General features: G+C 44.2%; 17 protein-coding genes. 7 read left to right on the top strand and 10 right to left on the bottom strand.

Annotation, left to right across the window (positions count from 1 at the left end):
* Positions 1 to 224 precede the first annotated feature (224 nt).
* Entirely contained in the window at positions 225 to 446 is a 222-nt protein-coding gene (locus tag ACAN56_RS05125) for a hypothetical protein (RefSeq protein WP_379140892.1), read from the top strand.
* 419 nt (positions 447 to 865) lie between these two features.
* On the opposite strand, the gene ACAN56_RS05120 is transcribed toward ACAN56_RS05125, so the two are convergent.
* Positions 866 to 1,747, bottom strand: a complete 882-nt coding sequence (locus tag ACAN56_RS05120) for a helix-turn-helix domain-containing protein (RefSeq protein ID WP_038595137.1) — start codon at positions 1,745 to 1,747, stop codon at positions 866 to 868.
* A gap of 90 nt (positions 1,748 to 1,837) precedes the next feature.
* Here ACAN56_RS05120 and ACAN56_RS05115 point away from each other — a divergent pair, with 90 nt between their 5' ends.
* Entirely contained in the window at positions 1,838 to 3,103 is a 1,266-nt protein-coding gene (locus ACAN56_RS05115) for an MFS transporter (RefSeq protein WP_038595135.1), read from the top strand.
* Between the two features lie 204 nt (positions 3,104 to 3,307).
* Here the strand turns inward: ACAN56_RS05115 and ACAN56_RS05110 are convergent, their stop codons facing one another.
* The 4 genes from ACAN56_RS05110 to ACAN56_RS05095 all read right to left on the bottom strand — a co-directional run bounded on the left by ACAN56_RS05110 (position 3,308) and on the right by ACAN56_RS05095 (position 5,921).
* Entirely contained in the window at positions 3,308 to 3,739 is a 432-nt protein-coding gene (locus tag ACAN56_RS05110; protein WP_038600388.1) for an SMI1/KNR4 family protein, read from the bottom strand.
* 165 nt (positions 3,740 to 3,904) lie between these two features.
* A complete protein-coding gene (locus tag ACAN56_RS05105; protein WP_379140888.1) occupies positions 3,905 to 4,519 on the bottom strand; it encodes a hypothetical protein in 615 nt (204 codons plus the stop codon).
* A gap of 309 nt (positions 4,520 to 4,828) precedes the next feature.
* Positions 4,829 to 5,257 carry an SMI1/KNR4 family protein gene (locus ACAN56_RS05100; protein WP_038595130.1) on the bottom strand — a complete coding sequence of 143 codons (429 nt, stop codon included), beginning with the start codon at positions 5,255 to 5,257 and terminating at the stop codon, positions 4,829 to 4,831.
* 250 nt (positions 5,258 to 5,507) lie between these two features.
* On the bottom strand, positions 5,508 to 5,921 hold the full coding sequence (locus tag ACAN56_RS05095; protein ID WP_379140886.1) for a hypothetical protein: 414 nt from the start codon (positions 5,919 to 5,921) through the stop codon (positions 5,508 to 5,510).
* A 309-nt stretch (positions 5,922 to 6,230) separates the two neighbouring features.
* Here ACAN56_RS05095 and ACAN56_RS05090 point away from each other — a divergent pair, with 309 nt between their 5' ends.
* Entirely contained in the window at positions 6,231 to 6,542 is a 312-nt protein-coding gene (locus ACAN56_RS05090; protein ID WP_038595125.1) for a hypothetical protein, read from the top strand.
* Between the two features lie 216 nt (positions 6,543 to 6,758).
* Positions 6,759 to 7,190, top strand: a complete 432-nt coding sequence (locus ACAN56_RS05085) for a hypothetical protein (protein WP_038595122.1) — start codon at positions 6,759 to 6,761, stop codon at positions 7,188 to 7,190.
* 136 nt (positions 7,191 to 7,326) lie between these two features.
* Here ACAN56_RS05085 and ACAN56_RS05080 read toward each other — a convergent pair whose 3' ends face one another.
* The 3 genes from ACAN56_RS05080 to ACAN56_RS05070 form a co-directional block, all read right to left on the bottom strand.
* A complete protein-coding gene (locus ACAN56_RS05080; protein WP_379140883.1) occupies positions 7,327 to 8,922 on the bottom strand; it encodes a cellulose binding domain-containing protein in 1,596 nt (531 codons plus the stop codon).
* 183 nt (positions 8,923 to 9,105) lie between these two features.
* Entirely contained in the window at positions 9,106 to 9,543 is a 438-nt protein-coding gene (locus ACAN56_RS05075) for a flavodoxin domain-containing protein (protein ID WP_038595118.1), read from the bottom strand.
* A gap of 182 nt (positions 9,544 to 9,725) precedes the next feature.
* Positions 9,726 to 10,562 (bottom strand): AraC family transcriptional regulator, encoded by an 837-nt coding sequence (locus ACAN56_RS05070; protein ID WP_052092233.1) that lies wholly within the window; start codon positions 10,560 to 10,562, stop codon positions 9,726 to 9,728.
* Between the two features lie 164 nt (positions 10,563 to 10,726).
* Between ACAN56_RS05070 and ACAN56_RS05065 the strand changes: the two genes are divergently transcribed.
* The 3 genes from ACAN56_RS05065 to fabZ all read left to right on the top strand — a co-directional run bounded on the left by ACAN56_RS05065 (position 10,727) and on the right by fabZ (position 14,318).
* Positions 10,727 to 12,568 (top strand): heparinase II/III family protein, encoded by a 1,842-nt coding sequence (locus ACAN56_RS05065; protein ID WP_379140880.1) that lies wholly within the window; start codon positions 10,727 to 10,729, stop codon positions 12,566 to 12,568.
* A 59-nt stretch (positions 12,569 to 12,627) separates the two neighbouring features.
* Positions 12,628 to 13,770 (top strand): glycoside hydrolase family 88 protein, encoded by a 1,143-nt coding sequence (locus tag ACAN56_RS05060; RefSeq protein ID WP_038595114.1) that lies wholly within the window; start codon positions 12,628 to 12,630, stop codon positions 13,768 to 13,770.
* 119 nt (positions 13,771 to 13,889) lie between these two features.
* Positions 13,890 to 14,318: a 3-hydroxyacyl-ACP dehydratase FabZ gene (gene fabZ, locus ACAN56_RS05055; protein WP_379140877.1), complete on the top strand. Its 429-nt coding sequence runs from the start codon at positions 13,890 to 13,892 to the stop codon at positions 14,316 to 14,318.
* A gap of 151 nt (positions 14,319 to 14,469) precedes the next feature.
* Here the strand turns inward: fabZ and ACAN56_RS05050 are convergent, their stop codons facing one another.
* Positions 14,470 to 16,098: a response regulator transcription factor gene (locus ACAN56_RS05050; protein ID WP_379140874.1), complete on the bottom strand. Its 1,629-nt coding sequence runs from the start codon at positions 16,096 to 16,098 to the stop codon at positions 14,470 to 14,472.
* Entirely contained in the window at positions 16,095 to 17,846 is a 1,752-nt protein-coding gene (locus ACAN56_RS05045; protein ID WP_379140872.1) for a sensor histidine kinase, read from the bottom strand. The genes ACAN56_RS05050 and ACAN56_RS05045 overlap by 4 nt, the downstream gene beginning before the upstream one ends.
* Positions 17,847 to 17,965: the final 119 nt, after the last annotated feature.

The raw sequence follows: 17,965 nt of genomic DNA, 5'->3' as shown, positions 1-17,965 counted from the left end.
CGCATCAATCAGTCCTTGTCTCTCCGGGGTGAGAACCGCTTCATGCGGATTTTCATTTTTCGGACAACACTTTGCAAGAAGCCTTCGAGAGAATCCAGATTGCTTGGCAGGCGGAGCGCTTGGGTCTTGAGCTTTCCGTCGCCGAGCTTGGTTACCGGGTATCAGGACCATGTGTTTTGTTGGGATTAGGTACGTCCAGTTCACTGGAGAGGAGAAAACCAATCATGGTAGTATCTGACCATAATCGACCTGTTTTATGTATCGCTTTAGCGTTAATTAAGTTATGCTTTTCAAGCATTACTGTGTGTACAAGCGAAATTACTAAATACTTATACGGTATTATTTCATCAGCCGTCACAAAAGAGCAAAAAACTAAAAAAACACAAATACGTACGGCTATCTCGCATTGTGGCGTTATTGGTTGTATTGTTTTTATTTCTGTATAAGGTCTTACAGTCTTCTAAATTGCCAACTAAACGTTTTACTCTTACAGTATAACAACGGTTATGAAGGAAAAAGACGACAATATATTATCAACTGCTCTCTCAAGACAAAGCGAGACTTCTTATTAAAGGCTCCATGAATATGTCTCAAGCTTTGGCTCCTGACTGTTTGGAAAAATGAAAGATTTGAAGGGAAAGTGGCAGGATAATATAAAATGAGGCTTTTCAAGCAACAAAAAAGAGCGGAAAACTTTTAAGTTCTCAACTCTTTTTTTTTGCTTCATTTACAAAAGTTAATTTGCAATGATAATAATAATAATTACATCACCCAACGTAGTCATCAAAATCCCCCCTTTGCATTAGCTATGCATAAAAGATAATTCAAAAGGGGCAATGAAAAGTTTGAATTGACGAATCGAAACTCAACTTGCGTATTTGAAATTCGGGATATTCAATTCTGCAAACTCTTTTAGAGCCTCTGCAAAAGGCTCTCTTCCCATCAAATAGAAGCTATGAATAATGTGCGTAATATTCGGGTCAAAGGTTCGGAGTTCATTTATACACTCGATGACGATCTGATAGTATTTGCTCATTAAACGATAAAAGGTGAAATCAGGAGTTTTAGGAAGCTTGTCTAGTAGCTGAAACGGTTTTCTGGTGAGGACAAGTTCTTTTTTTCTAATACATATAGATATATAATTCAGTAGAATTGTCGCCAGCAGGAACGGGTTTTCATTTGCAGTTTTCGTAAATGAGTAATCCATCCGCTTTCGGATTAAGGACTGGACTAAAAAAACGGTATCTTCAAAGTCGAAAATGTGGAGCGTATTTGCAAAAAGCATAAGTGAGCGAGTGGTCCAGTCTGAATCACTTGAAATTCTGGACTTCAAAAAATTTCTGTCTGCTTCGGAAATCTCCCTGTCAGAATGATCCGTAATCTCCTTTAAAACCTCCAATAAGGTAATGAAAATTTTCTTTTCAGAGTCAGATAGTTCCTGGTGATTTCGTGCAACACGCTCCAGTTGTGTGAGCTCAGCAATTTTGTTGTCATAAAATATTTGATACATTTGTACCTCTAGAAGTGTCAGCGGGGATTTTTGATCTGATATATCCAGCTTGTTCACAAACTCCGTAATTGAAATGGCATTGATTTGCAGCAAGCTGAACAAGTCCTCCGCGCATATTCTATGTAGGTTGTTCTCCACTTTTGAATAATAGGATTCCGAAATACAATTCTTGATGAATTCCTTCTGTGTCAGTTCTTTTTGCAAACGATATTCCCTCAATAAAGAACCAATTTCCATAAAAAAAACTCCTTTCGAATTCGAAATCATTGCCATACCTAGATAGTAAACAGGTTATGTTTGATTTATCAAGATAAAAGGAGAATGACAATGCACATTTATTTTTCTAACAGACAATTTCGGCAAATCGCTACTGCAAACATTTTCTCAACGATCGGGGATAAGATGTATTATCTGGCCATGCTGACTTTTGTCAGTACGCTTCCTAACGCGCAGTTAGCGATTGGCCTGGTGACAGCGTCTGAATTGATTCCGCAGCTATTTTCCTCTTATACTGGGTATCGGGCAGACCAAACGCACAAGGTGGCCAGAAATTTAATTTGGGCTGATCTCATCAGAGTTGGCTTGTATTTCATCGTCGGCTTGCTATTTTGTTCGACCCTTGAGAAATGGATTGTGTTAATAGGCATCGTCATATTGAATTTCCTGTCCGATTTCACAGGATCGTACGCAAGTGGATTGCGGCTGCCGCTCATTGTGAAAGTTACTGGAAAAGAGGATTATCCTCAAGCCAGCGGCTTCAATCAGGGCATTTCACAAATCGTCGGCATGATTTCCCAATTCATAACCGCCTCCTTACTGATCGTTGTGTCTTACTCCTTTTTAGCCTGGACGAATGCAGCAACCTTTCTTTTTTCTGGCTTTATTATGCTGAGTTTTTTTAGAAGAAGCCCGCAATTCGCAACAAAGGCTGTAACCGAAGTACAGCAAGGTCATAAAGGGGACAGCTATTTCAAAAACCTGAAGGTGAGCTTTGCAGCCTTAACAAAGGAAAACAAGCTTTTCGGCGTAATTCTTGCAATTATCGTGCTTAATGCCATGCTATCGTCCCTCACACCACTCATTCAAATGATCATTGTATCGGCTAAAAATGAGATGGTTATTTATTCCTATCCATTTACAATAGCTGTACTAAGCACGGTGATTTCTCTTTCACTAGCTGCTGGCGGACTGCTGGGAACTAAAATACTCAAGCAAATGCATTTGCAGCAATTAGTGATGATCTGCTTAGTGTTTACCACTATTTTTTATCCTGCTCTACTTCTAAAAAATATGCTGATCATTCTGCCGATGCTAGCACCTGTTTGTTTCCTGGTCGGAACGATCGTACCCAAGTTATCCGGCTGGATCGTGTCCGTAGTAGAAGAGAACAAGCTGGCAACTACGATTGGCATCATTAATACACTTTTAGTAGGCCTTGCACCGTTAACAACCTTTTTATTAGTAACGATATCTGCTGCAGCTTCTCCAATTTTGACCATAGCGATTTTATTCGTCAGCTCCCTGGCATTGATGACATTTCAAATCAAGAGCGGCCGGGTCAATAAAAGCAAGCAGCATGTGAATCTCCAGTAGTGTGAGGAAAGGGGAACGTCAAATAGCCCCATCTAGCGAGAGGGGGTGAAATGGAGAGACGTTGATGGCAATACCCATTTTAGAAACCTGTTGTTAAGACTAACGGCGAGAAAATAATAATAAACAGGTCAATCATGGTGGTATCTGACCATATTCGACCTGTTCAATGTAACGTAGAATGGAAGAGTATTTGAAAATATCCAACTACTCTTCTGTATCATCATATAAATTTTCTAAAAAAACCTTGAAATTCTCAGAAATAAAATACATGTTGTCCATATCTTCAGTGTCTTCGTCATGAATCCCAAAATAAATATTTCCGAAACACTTCTCAGTAAGACCTATGCAAATTTGATTTCCACCAGAATCATCTGCAATTGGTAAAAATCCTGCATTAAGTATATCGTCAAAAATATCTATTTTTTTGTCTAAATTATCATACATTCCTCCAATGCCATAGAAAATATTTACCATACCCTTACCTTGCCCCTCAGAAATGATGAAGTAGTATGGTTTAGGATAGCCCCCATTGTATCTCAATAAAAAATCTCGATAATGGTTAGGAAGTTGCACTCCAATGATTCGCTCAAAAACTTGAAGTCTAGCTTCTGTTAAAACTTCTTGATTGCTTTGCATTTCCAAACCAATCTCCTCCTGTTCCGTTTACAATGGACCGTCCGCCCATGTGCTCATGTATGTCTTTTCAACTAACACCAGTTCTTTTGCTCGTCCCTTAAGCCTGATCCAAGTACTCTCCCCGATTACTACATGGGTATATGTGTTTCTGGTTGAATGATGAGTTCATTCAGCACTGGTCATCCTATTTTCATCTTCTAAAACAATAATCCTATAAGTTTTTTCTTTGAGAATTAATCTATTACCAACCGAAATGTGAATATCATCAAACTTTGCCTCTATGATGGTTTTCAGTTCATTCAGATCTGGTATTTCGTTGACAAATAAATAAAGGTCATTGATTTTTAAACACTCCATGTCAATATCCATTTCTATTTTAGATATATCTTGATCTTTACGTTCAACGTTTTCGACTCTGCAAATAATTTTGTCTCCGTTATCCATACCTGCTTTACCTTTACCAAACCATCTTTCAAACTCTTCTTTCTCTTTTCGAGCAGTTTCTAATCCATAACGAGATATCAAATATCCTTGTACTATTTCATATTTCATACTAAAAAGTGAAGAAAGCTCGTAGTAGTTTGGCAGCCCTTCCTTAAAAATATGAACCAATTCACATATAAGGTCTGTAAAGTTACTCTCCTTTATGATTCTCCCTAATTGACCCTTCTCGTCGTTCCCGAACCAGTCAAATCCATTTGAAACTGTATCCACAATCACTTTAGCGAAATAGGGTTTAGTATATAGGAAATTTCTTTCTTGACTATAATTTGTATACATTAGAACTACCTCCCATCGATTCAGCGTTACATCAAACAGGCCGATTTTAAAATGGATATTGCGCAGGGAAGAGGGGGCGGGGGCGTCAGAAACATATGTTTTGGGATCAGGCAGGTTCAGCTTACGGGAGAGGAAAAGGGCCATTTCGATTTCCGTGCAGTTCTCAGACCGGGGGAGAAGTTGCTAGCGTAATTGTGCGTACAAGTAAAATGGAAGAATTCTTATACTGATATTATTTGAGTTAAGTCTGCTTGGGCTAAGCCGCCCGAATCACTCGGCATTGTGTGGGGTGTATATTAGAGCCAATCCCTAATATAATTTATCAAAAAAATCGTTGAAACTGTTTTTTAAAAAAGTCATGTTTTCCATTTCTTCATCTGACTCCATATCATGCATCCAAAAATATATTTTTCCAAAGTATTTCTCACTAATTCCAATACAAATCTCATTTCCTCCTGGATCACTAGCGATTGATATAAAACCTTCAGGCAGCTCACCATCTAAAATCTCAAATACCTTAGCCAAATTCCCCTTCATATCACCGATCCCGTAAAATTTATTTACGACACTTTCACCCGCTTCATCAGAAATCTTAAATGTAGATGCTTTAGGATACCCACCATTATTATTAAGCAAAAAATCAATATACTGCTCAGGAAGCTTTAGAACATATTTACCTTCAAATTCACGAATTTCATTTATAGTTATTGTCTTGTTTCCTCGATCCATATTCGCCATAGTTATTTTCCTTTTTGATTTTCTATTTTACTGTAGACTGACCACTGAATGCCTAAACTCACTAGGAATATCTTCATCGACAAGGATCATTGTCTTTCTATATTATTGGGCTTTATGAGTTAATTCTATATATTTGTTCTTCACCAGTTCCACATACTCTTCTAGATACTCAACCTCATGTTCATCCAAGCTGTCCAGATAGAGACGTGGCTATCTCATTAAGAACCTAATTAACATCTAATCCACAAAATCACAAATGGATTTTCGAAAGGAAATCTTGGAGCATTTTCTTTACTGGTAGGCTAGCAGTGTGTAATGAGTCATTTATACGTTGGAGTATATTTGGGTTATCTAATATCATTTTCTTAATTTCTTGATTTGTAAAACTTCTTAGTGTGTCAATACATATTTCGAATAATTCCTCATCATTCGTACTGAGCAATGATAATAAAATGTTGAATTCATTTACATTGCATTCATTATCCAAACAATACGCTAATTTTCTCTGCCACTCTATAGGTTTATTTTGCACTTGATTAGATAATTCAACCCAATCACTTGGGTTAAACTCCGAAAGCATCTCGCTTGCAATGACACAGCCATCATCGTACCACGAATCTACTGATGTATCAGCCGATAAAAGGTTATCTAGTTCTTTGTACATATTTGAGGCCTCCATTTATATTTGAATTAAAAACCTGATAGGCGAGACGCTTTATCTTGCCTGTTGGCTAACCACTTGTTACATCGTCACCAACTTTAAATATATCAATTTCCACAGCATTCGTCGTGGCCCTTTTCGGTGTAATGAGGATATTTGTACTTCGGATGATCATTCTATTAATGTTTGTTAATTTAAACATTAGAACTTCTGAAATTCTTGACAATTAGTTCCTTGTGGGTTAGTATTAAGAAGCTTCTGAATGCTAGAAGGAAAGCAAAATATACGAAGGTAGGAGAGGTGCTGTTTATTATGAAATACGATGGAAGTCAGGCTGGCACAACAGCGGTGTCCAAGATTCAGATGTATCTCACAGGAAAGCCGTTTAACCGGAATGAGGCTACACAGATAATAGAAGGCCTCAAAAGCTACAATAGGAACCGCAAGTATGGGGAAGAACTTACTGGATCATGTGAGGAAATTTTCAGCTATTTTAAATTCAAAACAAAAAACAGATTTACAGACGAGTTAGCATATGACAACTTCTTTAAGAAAAATGGGATTACCGATTATGCAACGCTTGAGATTCAAGCAGAAGACTACTACGAACGCTATAAGCTTTAAGAATAATAATCACTTTATCCCCGGCCTACGTATGAAAACCTTGAGAAATCAAGGTTTATTTTTTATAGAGAACTATAGAATGTAAGCTTAATTTTTGTTTTTTGATTGAAACTTCTAAAGTTCAGAAGTTTTTTTGATTGTATGCATACTTTTTTACTTGTATACTTAAAGCGAATATAGGATTGTGAAATTTATAAAGAGTAGGAGTTGATCAGAATGAGTGGAGAACAATTTAGCTCAAACGCTGAGGAAATCAGATATTATATTAAACAATTGCTTCAAGATGGTGCGATACATGGCATTGAAGAAATGCGAAGTTATGTTGAACGGCATTCTTCCAACGGTGCGAATTTTACTACTGGTATGTATACAGGGGCAATACGCGATCTTGTGCGTAATAGCGGGGGGCATTATGCCAATCCGGTTCGGGGCGGCTATCAATTGGTTCAAGAGCCAATCGTGAAGTCGGCAGGCTCCGAGTTGCGTCAAAATGTGCTTACCGTGATCGATAATACATGTGAATCTCTAACAGAAGCATGCACGATTAATATAATTGGACTTTCGCAGGCGGAATTAGCTGTCGCGAATAAGGTAGCTGATCTAATAGCCTATTTGAAATCAGCCGCTGATGAAATTCGGCAGGAATAATAAATCTTTAATAAGTTTGCAGTCCAACTAACAATAGAAAAGCGGCGGTCCTTTGGTCCCTGCCCGTCTTACAGGCAAAGGCCGAATGGGCCACCGCTATAGGATTACTTCAGTAATGGGGATAGAAAGTCACATTTTAAGGCCGAATGCCGGATATGAGGATGCCGTTCTTGTGCAGGGTAACATGATCCCATGTGCTGAAATCCACTTTGCTTGGGTCAAAGGAGTAGTCATTGGCTTCGTTGAAATTGCTCCAGTCGCTTTTATGCAGGCGCAGCTGGATATCTCCGGTCTGTCCCCCGGCAGGAAGACTGCCCGCGTTTGAACCAAAGGTGAGCTCCACATAGGAATCAGCGGAAATGCCGCTGAAGCTGCCGAATGCGGTAGTGATGTTGGCTGCACCGATTTGTGCCCAATCAATAACGGCATTCAGCGATTGTGTCCCATCCTTGGTGAAGTAATAACGTATTTGTAAGTCACTTAAGCTGACTGCGGATGGCCCATTGTTCTTGATATTGAAATGGGGTTTGATCTGGTTGTCATTGATGTTCGTATCCGCAGCCCGGTAGTAGAGGGCAAGTCCTGTGGGGGCTGCAGTTGGGGTGGGTGTAGGTGCGACGGTTGCTGTTGGTGACGGCGTTGTTGGGGCTGGAGTTGGAGTTGGAGTTGGAGTTGGAGTTGGAGTTGGAGTGGTTCCATTGTCGGGAACAGGTACATAACCGGGCGTTGTATAGATTTTGTTCAGAATAGAGGTTGCCTGTGTGCCGTACACACTGTTCACAACGGTATTTCCCCATTCCGAGAGCGTGCCTGCCGGGCCGCTGGCCAAGTCCAGATATTCGACACCGCCGCCATTACCGTACCAGGACCAGGCCAGCCAGCCTACTCCTATTTGCTGCGAATAGCTCATGATCGTCGCTTCATCAACATCGCCGCTGGTGTGCTTGTACCCAAATTCTCCAATAATAACCGGCAGACCGAGGGCCAGAACACTGTCGATATTGCTTTTGACTGTTGTGGCTGTGCCACCGGCATACTCATACATATGAATGGAGAAAATCGTATTTTTGAGCGGATCGGAGCTAAACACTGCATTGCCGCTGTTGAAAATCGAACCTGGATATTGTCCCCAACCGGCGGAATCCACGACCAGCGTATTTCTGATTCCCGCGGCCCGGAGGGCAGGAATGGCGGATTGATAGCCGCTGGCCCAGGTAGCCGTACTCCAGGAACCAAACCATTCGTTGGCAATGTTGACGATGACCCGGTCTTCCTTGCCGATCAGCGCATCCTTTATGCTAATCCAGTAATTTACGGCAGCGTTCAGATCAGAGATGTTGTCTGAACCTGTGGCATCATGCACTTCAAGCATAGCGGTCAGCTTGTACTCATCGCACAGCGCCAGAATATGCTGGACATCTGCCACACTGTCGAGGGACCATTTGCTTCCGTTCGAAAGCACGATGCGAACGACATTGGAGCCGGTGGCCGCTATGGCCGGAATGGCCGTTTCCAGGTCGTTTTTGTACCAGGTATGTGCATGGTTAATGCCTCTCATTACGAAAGGGCTATTGGTTGCATCATACAAATTGGAACCGCTTACATAAAATCCTTTGACTGATGTACCTGCCGCTGCTGCCTGCTTCTGAGGGAGTGAGAGGGAGAGGATGAGGACGCAAGCCAGAGCCACTAGACTAATGCTGCGGAACGAAAATAATTTGCCGGATTTCATTCATAGTTCCTCCTCAAATGGATATTGAACTTGCTTCGGAAGCCAGCACTGCCGAAAGAAATGGAGAATTCAACTGAAGGGTACTCACAGAAGCATAAGTTAGGCTTGCAGCATTGATCACCTCCCATATATATCCAACATAACATAAAAAGGTTTATATGGGAATGTTTATAGATTTGTATTTTAATCTTCTTTGAACTTTTCGGAAAATGCTTTTATTCTATCTACGAAAATTCCTTTCAGCTGATCTGTGCCTTCCTTCGGCGCGGCATAGGCCTTATAACCGCCAAAGGATTCAATGCAGACCGCTGCTTTTTTTAGTTCCTCAGGAAAATTCGCCTCGATGATTTCTTCAGTTTTTTTGGGCTTTTCGTTGCAAATGTAGTAACCCACACGCTTTTTCAGCAGTTCGGTTTGATTTTTTTTGATGAAATCGCGGATCGGCTTATACAGCTTTCCGTCTCTTACTCCAGCTCCAAGAATAACACTATCAAATTCCTCCAGGTTTGGTTTCCCGGAATCAATATTGCAAAGCGTACAGTGAGAAAGCTCTTCCGATAGGATTTTGGCACATTGCTCTGTGGCTCCTGATTTTGTAGCGTATAAAACGACTAATGACATTGGTCCGCACCCTTTCAGATAAATATGTTGGATAGACGAGAAGGTTATTTAATGATTATCTAGATTATCAAGATATATTAATTCTAAGTATTGATCGAAACTTTGTCAAGCAAGGTGCGGGGTGTATGGTGAAGTGGACTTGCTCTGCTGCTGCAAAGACACCGGCTAGATGGGCCGGTTTCTCAGGTGCTTTTGCTATATTTTCCGGGAGAAACTCCGGCAATATTTTTAAAGGTGCGGATGAAATTGGCATAATCATTAAAACCGGCCAGGTAGCAGGTCTCGGATACTGATTTTCCTCCAGCCAGCAGCTGCTTGGCCAGAGCTATTTTTTTTAGCAGTACATAGCGGTAAAGGGTGCCCCCGGTTTGTTGTTTGAACAGGTGGCTTAAATAGTATTTATCAACAGCCAGCTCACTGGAAACCTGCTCCAGCGAAAGGCCGGTGTGCAGATGGTTGTCGATATAATGGATTGCCGATTCGATCAAGGCGGAAATAATGCTGGGAACCGGGGAATGTGACTTGTTATAGAGACCATTGATGAATACCAGCAACTGCACAAGATAGGTCAGGGCGAGCACATCGCTGCCATACTGCGGGTGGTTTAACGCATCAATCAGCCGGGAAGCCAGCCGCATATATTCATTCAATTGAGGTTCGTCCATATGGGAAATGTTCTGCTTGCCCGGTTGATGGTTTTGGAAGCAGGCCAGGAGATTTGTCTCCGCGGTACAGAAGGGATACACCAGCTCTGCTTTGAAATGGATGGTTACCCGCTCATAGGGCCCCGGTGACAAATTGATGATTTTATGGATTTCTTGATTATTGAATACCAGCACAGACCCTCTTTGCAGCGGATAGCAATACTGGTCCACGAAGCCGTTCACTGTTCCGTTCAGAAAGAGGAAAATTTCATAATGGTCATGAATGTGAAAATCTTTTGTAGGCGATAAGGGTGAATTTCCGATTCCCGCCAACAAAGGCGCGGCAATTTTCTCATAATACTGGGAATGTTTCATAAGTTTAACGGCCTCCACATATAGCAATATTCGCAAGAAATCAAACATTAATCGCAAAGAACTTGCATTACTATAAAGGTAAACTAGGAGGGGAAATAACTCAATACAGCAAACAGTATTCGGTTGGTTGATATGAAGGGATGGACTGATCAGGAGGGTTAATAATGCTCGAAATCAAGGAAATAAAACAAATGCTGCTGCGCACGGAATCGTCCAAGCTGTATCTGGCTGATTATCCGGAGATGCTGAGGCAGAAGGTGCTCGGTTCGCCGGCCTTGCAGCCCATGCTGGCAGAGATCCGGGCGGAGGCTGAAGCGCTGCTGGCAACAGCGATTCCAGAGCTTTCTTACACATTATTTCGGATTTATTTCGAAAGAGGCACCCGGATGGAGTATGAGACGGCCTATTTCAATAGGAGAAACCGGCTGAGAACCTTTGGGCTGCTGGCATGGCTGGAGCCGGATAACCTAGTGCTCCGTGATGCGCTATGCGATACCTTATGGGCAGTCTGCGACGAGTATACCTGGTGCGTTCCGGCACATCTCGCCGGTGAGGCGGAGAATGATCCCGCGCTTCCCGAAGGTTCGATTGCAGCGGGCAAGGAGGTTCCGGCAGCCACAATAGATCTATTCTCGGCGGAAACCGCTTTTGCGCTTGCAGAATTACTGCATCTGCACGGGGATAATCTGCCGCAATTAGTGCGTAAACGGGTCATCTCCGAGGTGCTTCACCGTGTGCTGATTCCATTCACCGAGCGCAGCTTTTTTTGGGAAGAATCCAAGCATAATTGGGCGGCCGTCTGCGCAGGTTCTGTCGGAGCCGCAGCATTGTATATCCTGGACAATGCTGAGGATACGGCGGTCGTGCTGGCCCGTGTACTTCCCGCGATGGACAGCTTTCTGTCAGGCTATCCTGCTGATGGCGCGTGCACGGAGGGGTATGGTTATTGGCAATACGGATTCGGATTTTATGTTTATTTTGCGGATCTGCTGAAGACGCGGACCGGCGGAGCACTCGATTTGCTGGCAGAACCTAAAATCCGGCAAATTGCCATGTTTCAGCAAAAAGCATTTCTTGATGGGTGCCATACCGTGAGCTTCTCCGATACCCGGACAGTGGCAGGCGTGTTTATGGGCTTGTCCCACTATCTGCATGCCCGGTTTGAAGAGGTTGACATACCGTCGCGCAGTTATGAGGCCGCTTACATGGAGGATCATTGCTATCGCTGGGCTTCGTCGTTACGCAATCTGATCTGGCAGCATGGGGAAACGGAGGGACAGCCCTGGAGGCCGGCTCCCTACTACCTGCCGGAAGCGCAGTGGCTAATTTCCCGGCATGAATCGCAGGGACGGCGGTTTGTATTTGCCGCCAAGGGCGGGCACAACGATGAGCCGCATAATCATAACGATGTCGGTAATTTCATCCTTTTTGCCGAGGGGACGACACTGTTAGCAGATATGGGGTCCGGGCAATATACCAGCGGATATTTCGGCCCGGAACGCTACAATATTCTGTGCAATGCAAGTTTCGGACACTCTGTTCCTATCATCAACGGAATGGCCCAGTCGCCGGGCGGGCAGCACCGGGCAGCCGATGTTCAGATGGAGAGCGGGGAGCAGACGGAAACCTTCTCGCTTGACCTGGCCCAGGTCTATGCGGATAACAGTTTGCTGCGGCTGAAACGCCGGTTCACATGGACCAAAACAAGTCAGCCTGTACTTATGCTGGAAGACAGCTACCGGTTTGCCTCTCCGCCTCAATCTGTTACGGAAAGATTTATTACCCCGCTGAAGCCGCGGGTTGAAGAAGACGCAGTCATCCTGTCTTCGGATCAAGCTGCGTTAAGGATTGTCTTTGACAATAAGCTGCTGGCCCCGGAAATCCAGGAATTGCAGCATAAAGCTCATCGTGGACGCCTGGTAACCTTTTATGCCCTTGATTTTGCGGTCATCCGCATGGAGCAGAACATGAAGCTGTCACTGCGCTTTGAGTTGTCCGGAGGATAACGTCCGCTCTCTTAAGAGCAGCAAGAATACCTACTAAGAAATAGGGAGAGGATCAGAAGATGGAATATCATTTGACAACCGATGACCGGCAATGGCTGGAGGGAATATGGGGAAGTATCCGCAAAAAAATGGCTGTGGAATGTGAAAGAATCGGCACAGACATTCCATTCGAAGCCGAGAACGGGAAATATATAGATATGGGCAAGCAGGACATTTACTGGTGGACCAACGGCTTCTGGCCGGGAATGTTATGGCAAATGTATCATGCCACCGGAGAAGAGCTTTACCGGACCACTGCGGAAGGCGTGGAAGCCCGGCTGGACGAGGCTCTGGAAGGCTTCAAGGGATTGCATCATGATGTAGGTTTCATGTGGCTTCATTCCGCCGTGGCGAACTACCGGATCACCGGGAATGAAAAGTCGAAAATCCGCGGATTGCACGCTGCGTCGCTGCTGGCTGGCCGTTACAACCCGCTGGGACAATTTATCCGTGCCTGGAATTCTCATTCCGGGAATGATTGTACAGGCTGGATTATTATTGACTGCATGATGAATATTCCGCTGCTCTATTGGGCCTCCAAGGAAGTCAATGACCCCAGATTTAAAGCGGTTGCCATCCATCATGCGGACACTGTGCTGAAGACAACAATCCGTGGTGACGGTTCTTCGAATCATATTGTCATGTTGGACCCCGAGAACGGGGAGTTTATCGATAATCCCGGAGGTCAGGGGTTTGACAGCGGTTCTTCGTGGAGCAGAGGCCAGGCATGGGCGGTCTACGGGATGGCTCTGAGCTATAAACACACTGGAAAAACGGAATATCTCGATGCAGCAAAGCAGGTAGCCCATTATTTTATCGCAAATGTTGCTGAGACCGGCTACATCCCGCTCGTGGATTTCCGTGCTCCGGCGGAACCGGTATGTTACGACACTACTGCCGGGGTATGTGCGGCTTGCGGTCTGCTTGAGATTGCCGGGCATGTCAGCGAATACGAGAAACCGCTGTATATCCGCTCCGCCATCAAGATTCTGCAGGCGACCGAGCGTAAATACTGCAATTGGAATCCTGAAGAGGATTCGATTGTCAGCGGTGGTACGGGAGCATATCACAGTGAAATCAAAGAAATTCCGATTATTTACGGAGACTATTTCTTCATTGAAGCTGTGTTGAGATTGCTGGATAAAGATATTTTCATCTGGTAGAGCTGAGCTTCAGCCTATAACTTTTATAAAAATGGGAAGCAGTGAGAGTTTAACTCGCTGCTTCCTCTTTTTTATAATGTGGTAAAATGGTAATGATTTGAACCGGAAGGAGTCGTTCTATGTTTGATATTAATAGAATCAAGGAGCTAATCCCGCACCGATATCCATTTCTGTTGGTCGATAGAGTCATCGAGCTTGAAGAGGGAAAACGAGCGGTAGCGATTAAAAATGTGACGGTTAATGAGCCGTTCTTCACGGGACATTTTCCCGAGTACCCGGTTATGCCGGGGGTGCTCATCGTTGAGGCCTTGGCACAGACCAGTGGCATTGCCATGTCCAGTTCAGAGGAAGACAGCAATAGAATTGGACTGTTGACGGGCATCGACAATTGCCGTTTCAAACGTCAAGTAAAGCCGGGGGACCAATTGCGGCTCGAATTCGAAGTTACCCGGGTGAAGGGACAGATTGTCAAAGGCAACGGAACCGCCACCGTCGACGGAGAACTGGTCTGCCAGGCGGAGATCATGTTTGCCTTCAGCAGCAAATAATTGTGAGTGATGCAGTCTCGCCAGTAGAAATCGCTCTTTATTGAAGTGGTTGGGTGGTACCTCCATTTTACTAAAAGGGCGATTTTTTTTTTGTTTTTTTATAAGAAATTAGAAACAATTCCCGCTTAAACAATAGACACCCCCGCTTCACCTATACTTTGTAATTATGCAGTGCTGGCGGCGCCTGCTGTTCCTTTTTATATTCGTTGGGTGAGAGGCCGACCTCTTGCTTGAACAGCTTGGAGAAATAGGAGTAGTTGTTGTACCCTGTTTTATTGGCAATGGTATAGACGGACATATTGGTCGTTTCCAGCAGGTGCTTGGCGGCTGCGATCCGGACTTGAATGACATAGCTGCCGAGGGAGACGCCGGTCTCTCTCTTGAACAGCCGGGCCAGATAATCCGGATTGAGATAGACGATTTCCGCCAAGTCATTGCGCGTCAGATCATCCCCGTAATGCTTATGGATATGCTCCTTGATCTCTTCGGCAATGGAAGTGGGCTGTGCGGCAAAGTCGCGGTATTCCATGGCGGTGTTGACCAGATACTTCAGATATTCCTCCATATCCTCAATGGAGCTCAGCGAATGCATCAGCAGCTGATCATTGGTTTTGCCGGTATACAATTTATGCGCCTGTATCCCCTTCAGCTTCAAGAAGGAATACACAAGCTGCACAATATCCAGCCGGAACAAGCCCAGGACAGAGGTGTCGATAGCTTTGTTGCTCAGCATATGGTTCAGATGCGAGATGGATTCTCCAAGAAAATCGGCAAGCTTGTTCTGATTAAGCAGCTCCTCCAGATGTGCCAGATCCGGCGGAAGGTAGAGTGGTTTATTTTGCCGGGAGTACTCTTCCACGGAGAAGGTCTGGTTGCGGCATTTGGTCAGCTCTTCATCCATATTCAGCAGTTGTTTGAGAATAACACCGACCTTATTCAGTGTGCCAGGCAGGCCGATATTGCAGCAGACATCGCATTTTAAGTAGGGATTGGCTTTTTGGATAAAAGAGGCACTGAACGCTCTGAGCACCCCGGCGTCCTCCGGCGGGTCGTTCCATTTTAATATGGCGATCCAGTTATAGTCTTTAACTTCCAGGATGCTTTCTATGGAGAAGCCCGGATGGTTCAGCAGTTCGTACAGCACATTCAGCAGCGCAAAATCAAACAGGCCTTTCTCTTCTTTGCCCATGCTTCCATTGTGGGGAAACACGTTGAACAATATGGGCTGCAGGAGATCTTCCATTTGATAGGACAGGTTCTGCTCTTCAATTGCATGGGCGATGTCCCCCGGTTTAAGCGGGAAGGAGGTGCTGCTGCTGACCAGCTTGCGCCAGAAATGCTCAAGATTTTTCGCTTGATTCTTTTGCCAGAAGTAACCGCCCCGAATCGCCTGCTCGTTGCTTTGCTGCTCCGCTGCCCGCACGACAGCTTTTTGAATGATTAGCATCAGCTTGTCAAATTCGATTGGCTTGAGAAAATACTCAAAACTTTGCAATTCGATGGCCTTCTGCGCATAATTGAAATCAGCATAATTGGTAAGCAGGATGGCTTGAATACTGTAATTCTGCTCACGAATCCACGCCAGAAGCTCCAGTCCGCTCCCCTGCGGCATTTCGATGTCCGATATCAGAATTTGCACCGAATGCTTCTCCAGAATTTCCCGCGCTTGCGCCACGTTATTGGCCGTATACACAGTTTCGATATTCAGCATCTTCCAATCTATTTTCTTCTGCAAGGCGGCAATTACGTAATAGTCATCATCCACAAGTAATATATTCATAAGCTTCTCTCCATTCCTGATGATAGATCCGGCTGATCCGGCAGGGTCAACGTGATAACAGCGCCGCCTTCCGGCAAATTGGAGAAGCTGACGGCCGCTTTTTTAGCATAAAGGTATTCCAGGCGCTTAAGGGTGTTCATGATGCCGATATGTGTGCCTTTCGTCTGATCCAGCGGCAATCCGGAATGAAGTTTCTCCAGAACCTCCGGCGGAAAGCCCGGTCCGGTGTCAGAAATTTGGATAATAGTCAGCTCGGTGTCTTCCTCGTTCACGCAACGTCTGACGGTAAGCTTAATCTGCACTTCCGAATCTCTGGAAATCGCATATTTAATGGAGTTCTCAATGAAGGTTTGCAGCACGAGCGGAGGAATCATCACGGTGCCAGCCTGTTCAGCCATCTCGATATGATAGATAAAGGCATCCCGGTAACGTTGACGCTGAATTTCCAGATACATCCGCACATGCTCAAGTTCATTCTCCAGCGGAACAAAATTCTCGCCGTTCTGGAACAAATAGCGGAAATACTTGGAGGTCGACATCGCCATATCTTCGATCTCCTGATACATTTGAATTTGCGCCATGCTGTAAATGCTGGTCAGGCAGTTAAGGAAAAAATGCGGTTTAATCTGCTGCTTCATATAGTCCAGCTGGATTTGCTGTTTCTCCAGTTCCTGCTCGTACATGGCAATTTTAAATGTTTTGATCTGCTCCACCAGGTCTTTGAACTGGTCATTTGCCTGTTCCAGCTCAATAAGCTTGCTGCTCTTCAGATCCGCCGGCTGCCCGTCTTCATTAATGCGTGCCAGATTCTCGGAGAAGCTTTGGATCGGGCCAAGTACCCTTCGTTTGAAAAAGAGCATAACGACACAGATCGTTGAGGTGACTATGAAGAACAGCAGCATAATGAGCAGTTGGGCGATCATGATTTTCTCAAAGGCTCCAAATTTAATAACCATCTCAGCGCTGAACGTTGTACTCGTGAATTCACTGCTGATCGTGGTACGGGGCTGCAGCCGATTGAAAACGCCATCATTGTTCTGAAGCACTTTGCCGCTGTTGGAGACCGGGCTGGTAAGGCTGATGCCGCTCTCATCCACCAGGGATGCATAACCGTTGGCTCCCAGATTGATCTGGCGCAGCGGGCGGATCAGATGATCCGCCGAGATGAGACCGATGAGATAGCGGTTATAATAGGGAACAATGTTGATCACATAATATTTGCCGTTTACGAGGACAGGCGTCCATTTGGAATAAAACTTCTCGTACAGCTCTTTATCATCTATATAGGAAATGATCTGTTTCTTGAGCTCCCGATAGTCGGTATAGGTCACGCTGATCGGTGCGCAATTCAGAAAGTAGGACTGATTCTTTAAATAGTAGAAGAAGTTATACTCCAGTCCGTAGTTTTTCTGCAGCTCGGTGAACCGTTTATGCAGGTTTTCATTTGCTTTTAAGAACTCGATGCTGTTGATCCGGAAAGCGTTCATCGTGTTGAGGCTTTCATCATTGGCCAGTGTCCAGCCCATATAGTGATTAATGTAAGCAAAATCATGATTGATCCGGTTGATATAGAGGTCAGCGGTATCCTGCAAATACCTTGTGGACTGCTGCTTGACGATAAAAATAGAAGCGATGCTGATTGCCAAATCCAGAACAAGCACGGAGAATGAAATCAGAAGCATAACTTTCACATAATGACGAACAGGGTACAGTTTGGTTACTGCTTTACCTGAAGTTGTATTGGTCATAGTTCCCAAATCCAGTATCCTTTCCTGCGCAGCCATTTCTATGAATGCGTTTTTATAAGTAACAAAATCATTATAAAACCTTTAGTTGAAAAAAACATAAGAACAAGATGCCGTTTCGG

The organism is Paenibacillus paludis (genome assembly GCF_042610515.1).
Taxonomy (GTDB): domain Bacteria; phylum Bacillota; class Bacilli; order Paenibacillales; family Paenibacillaceae; genus Paenibacillus_AQ.
Note: the sequence above shows the minus strand (reverse complement) of the source record. Positions and strands in the feature narration are given on the sequence as shown.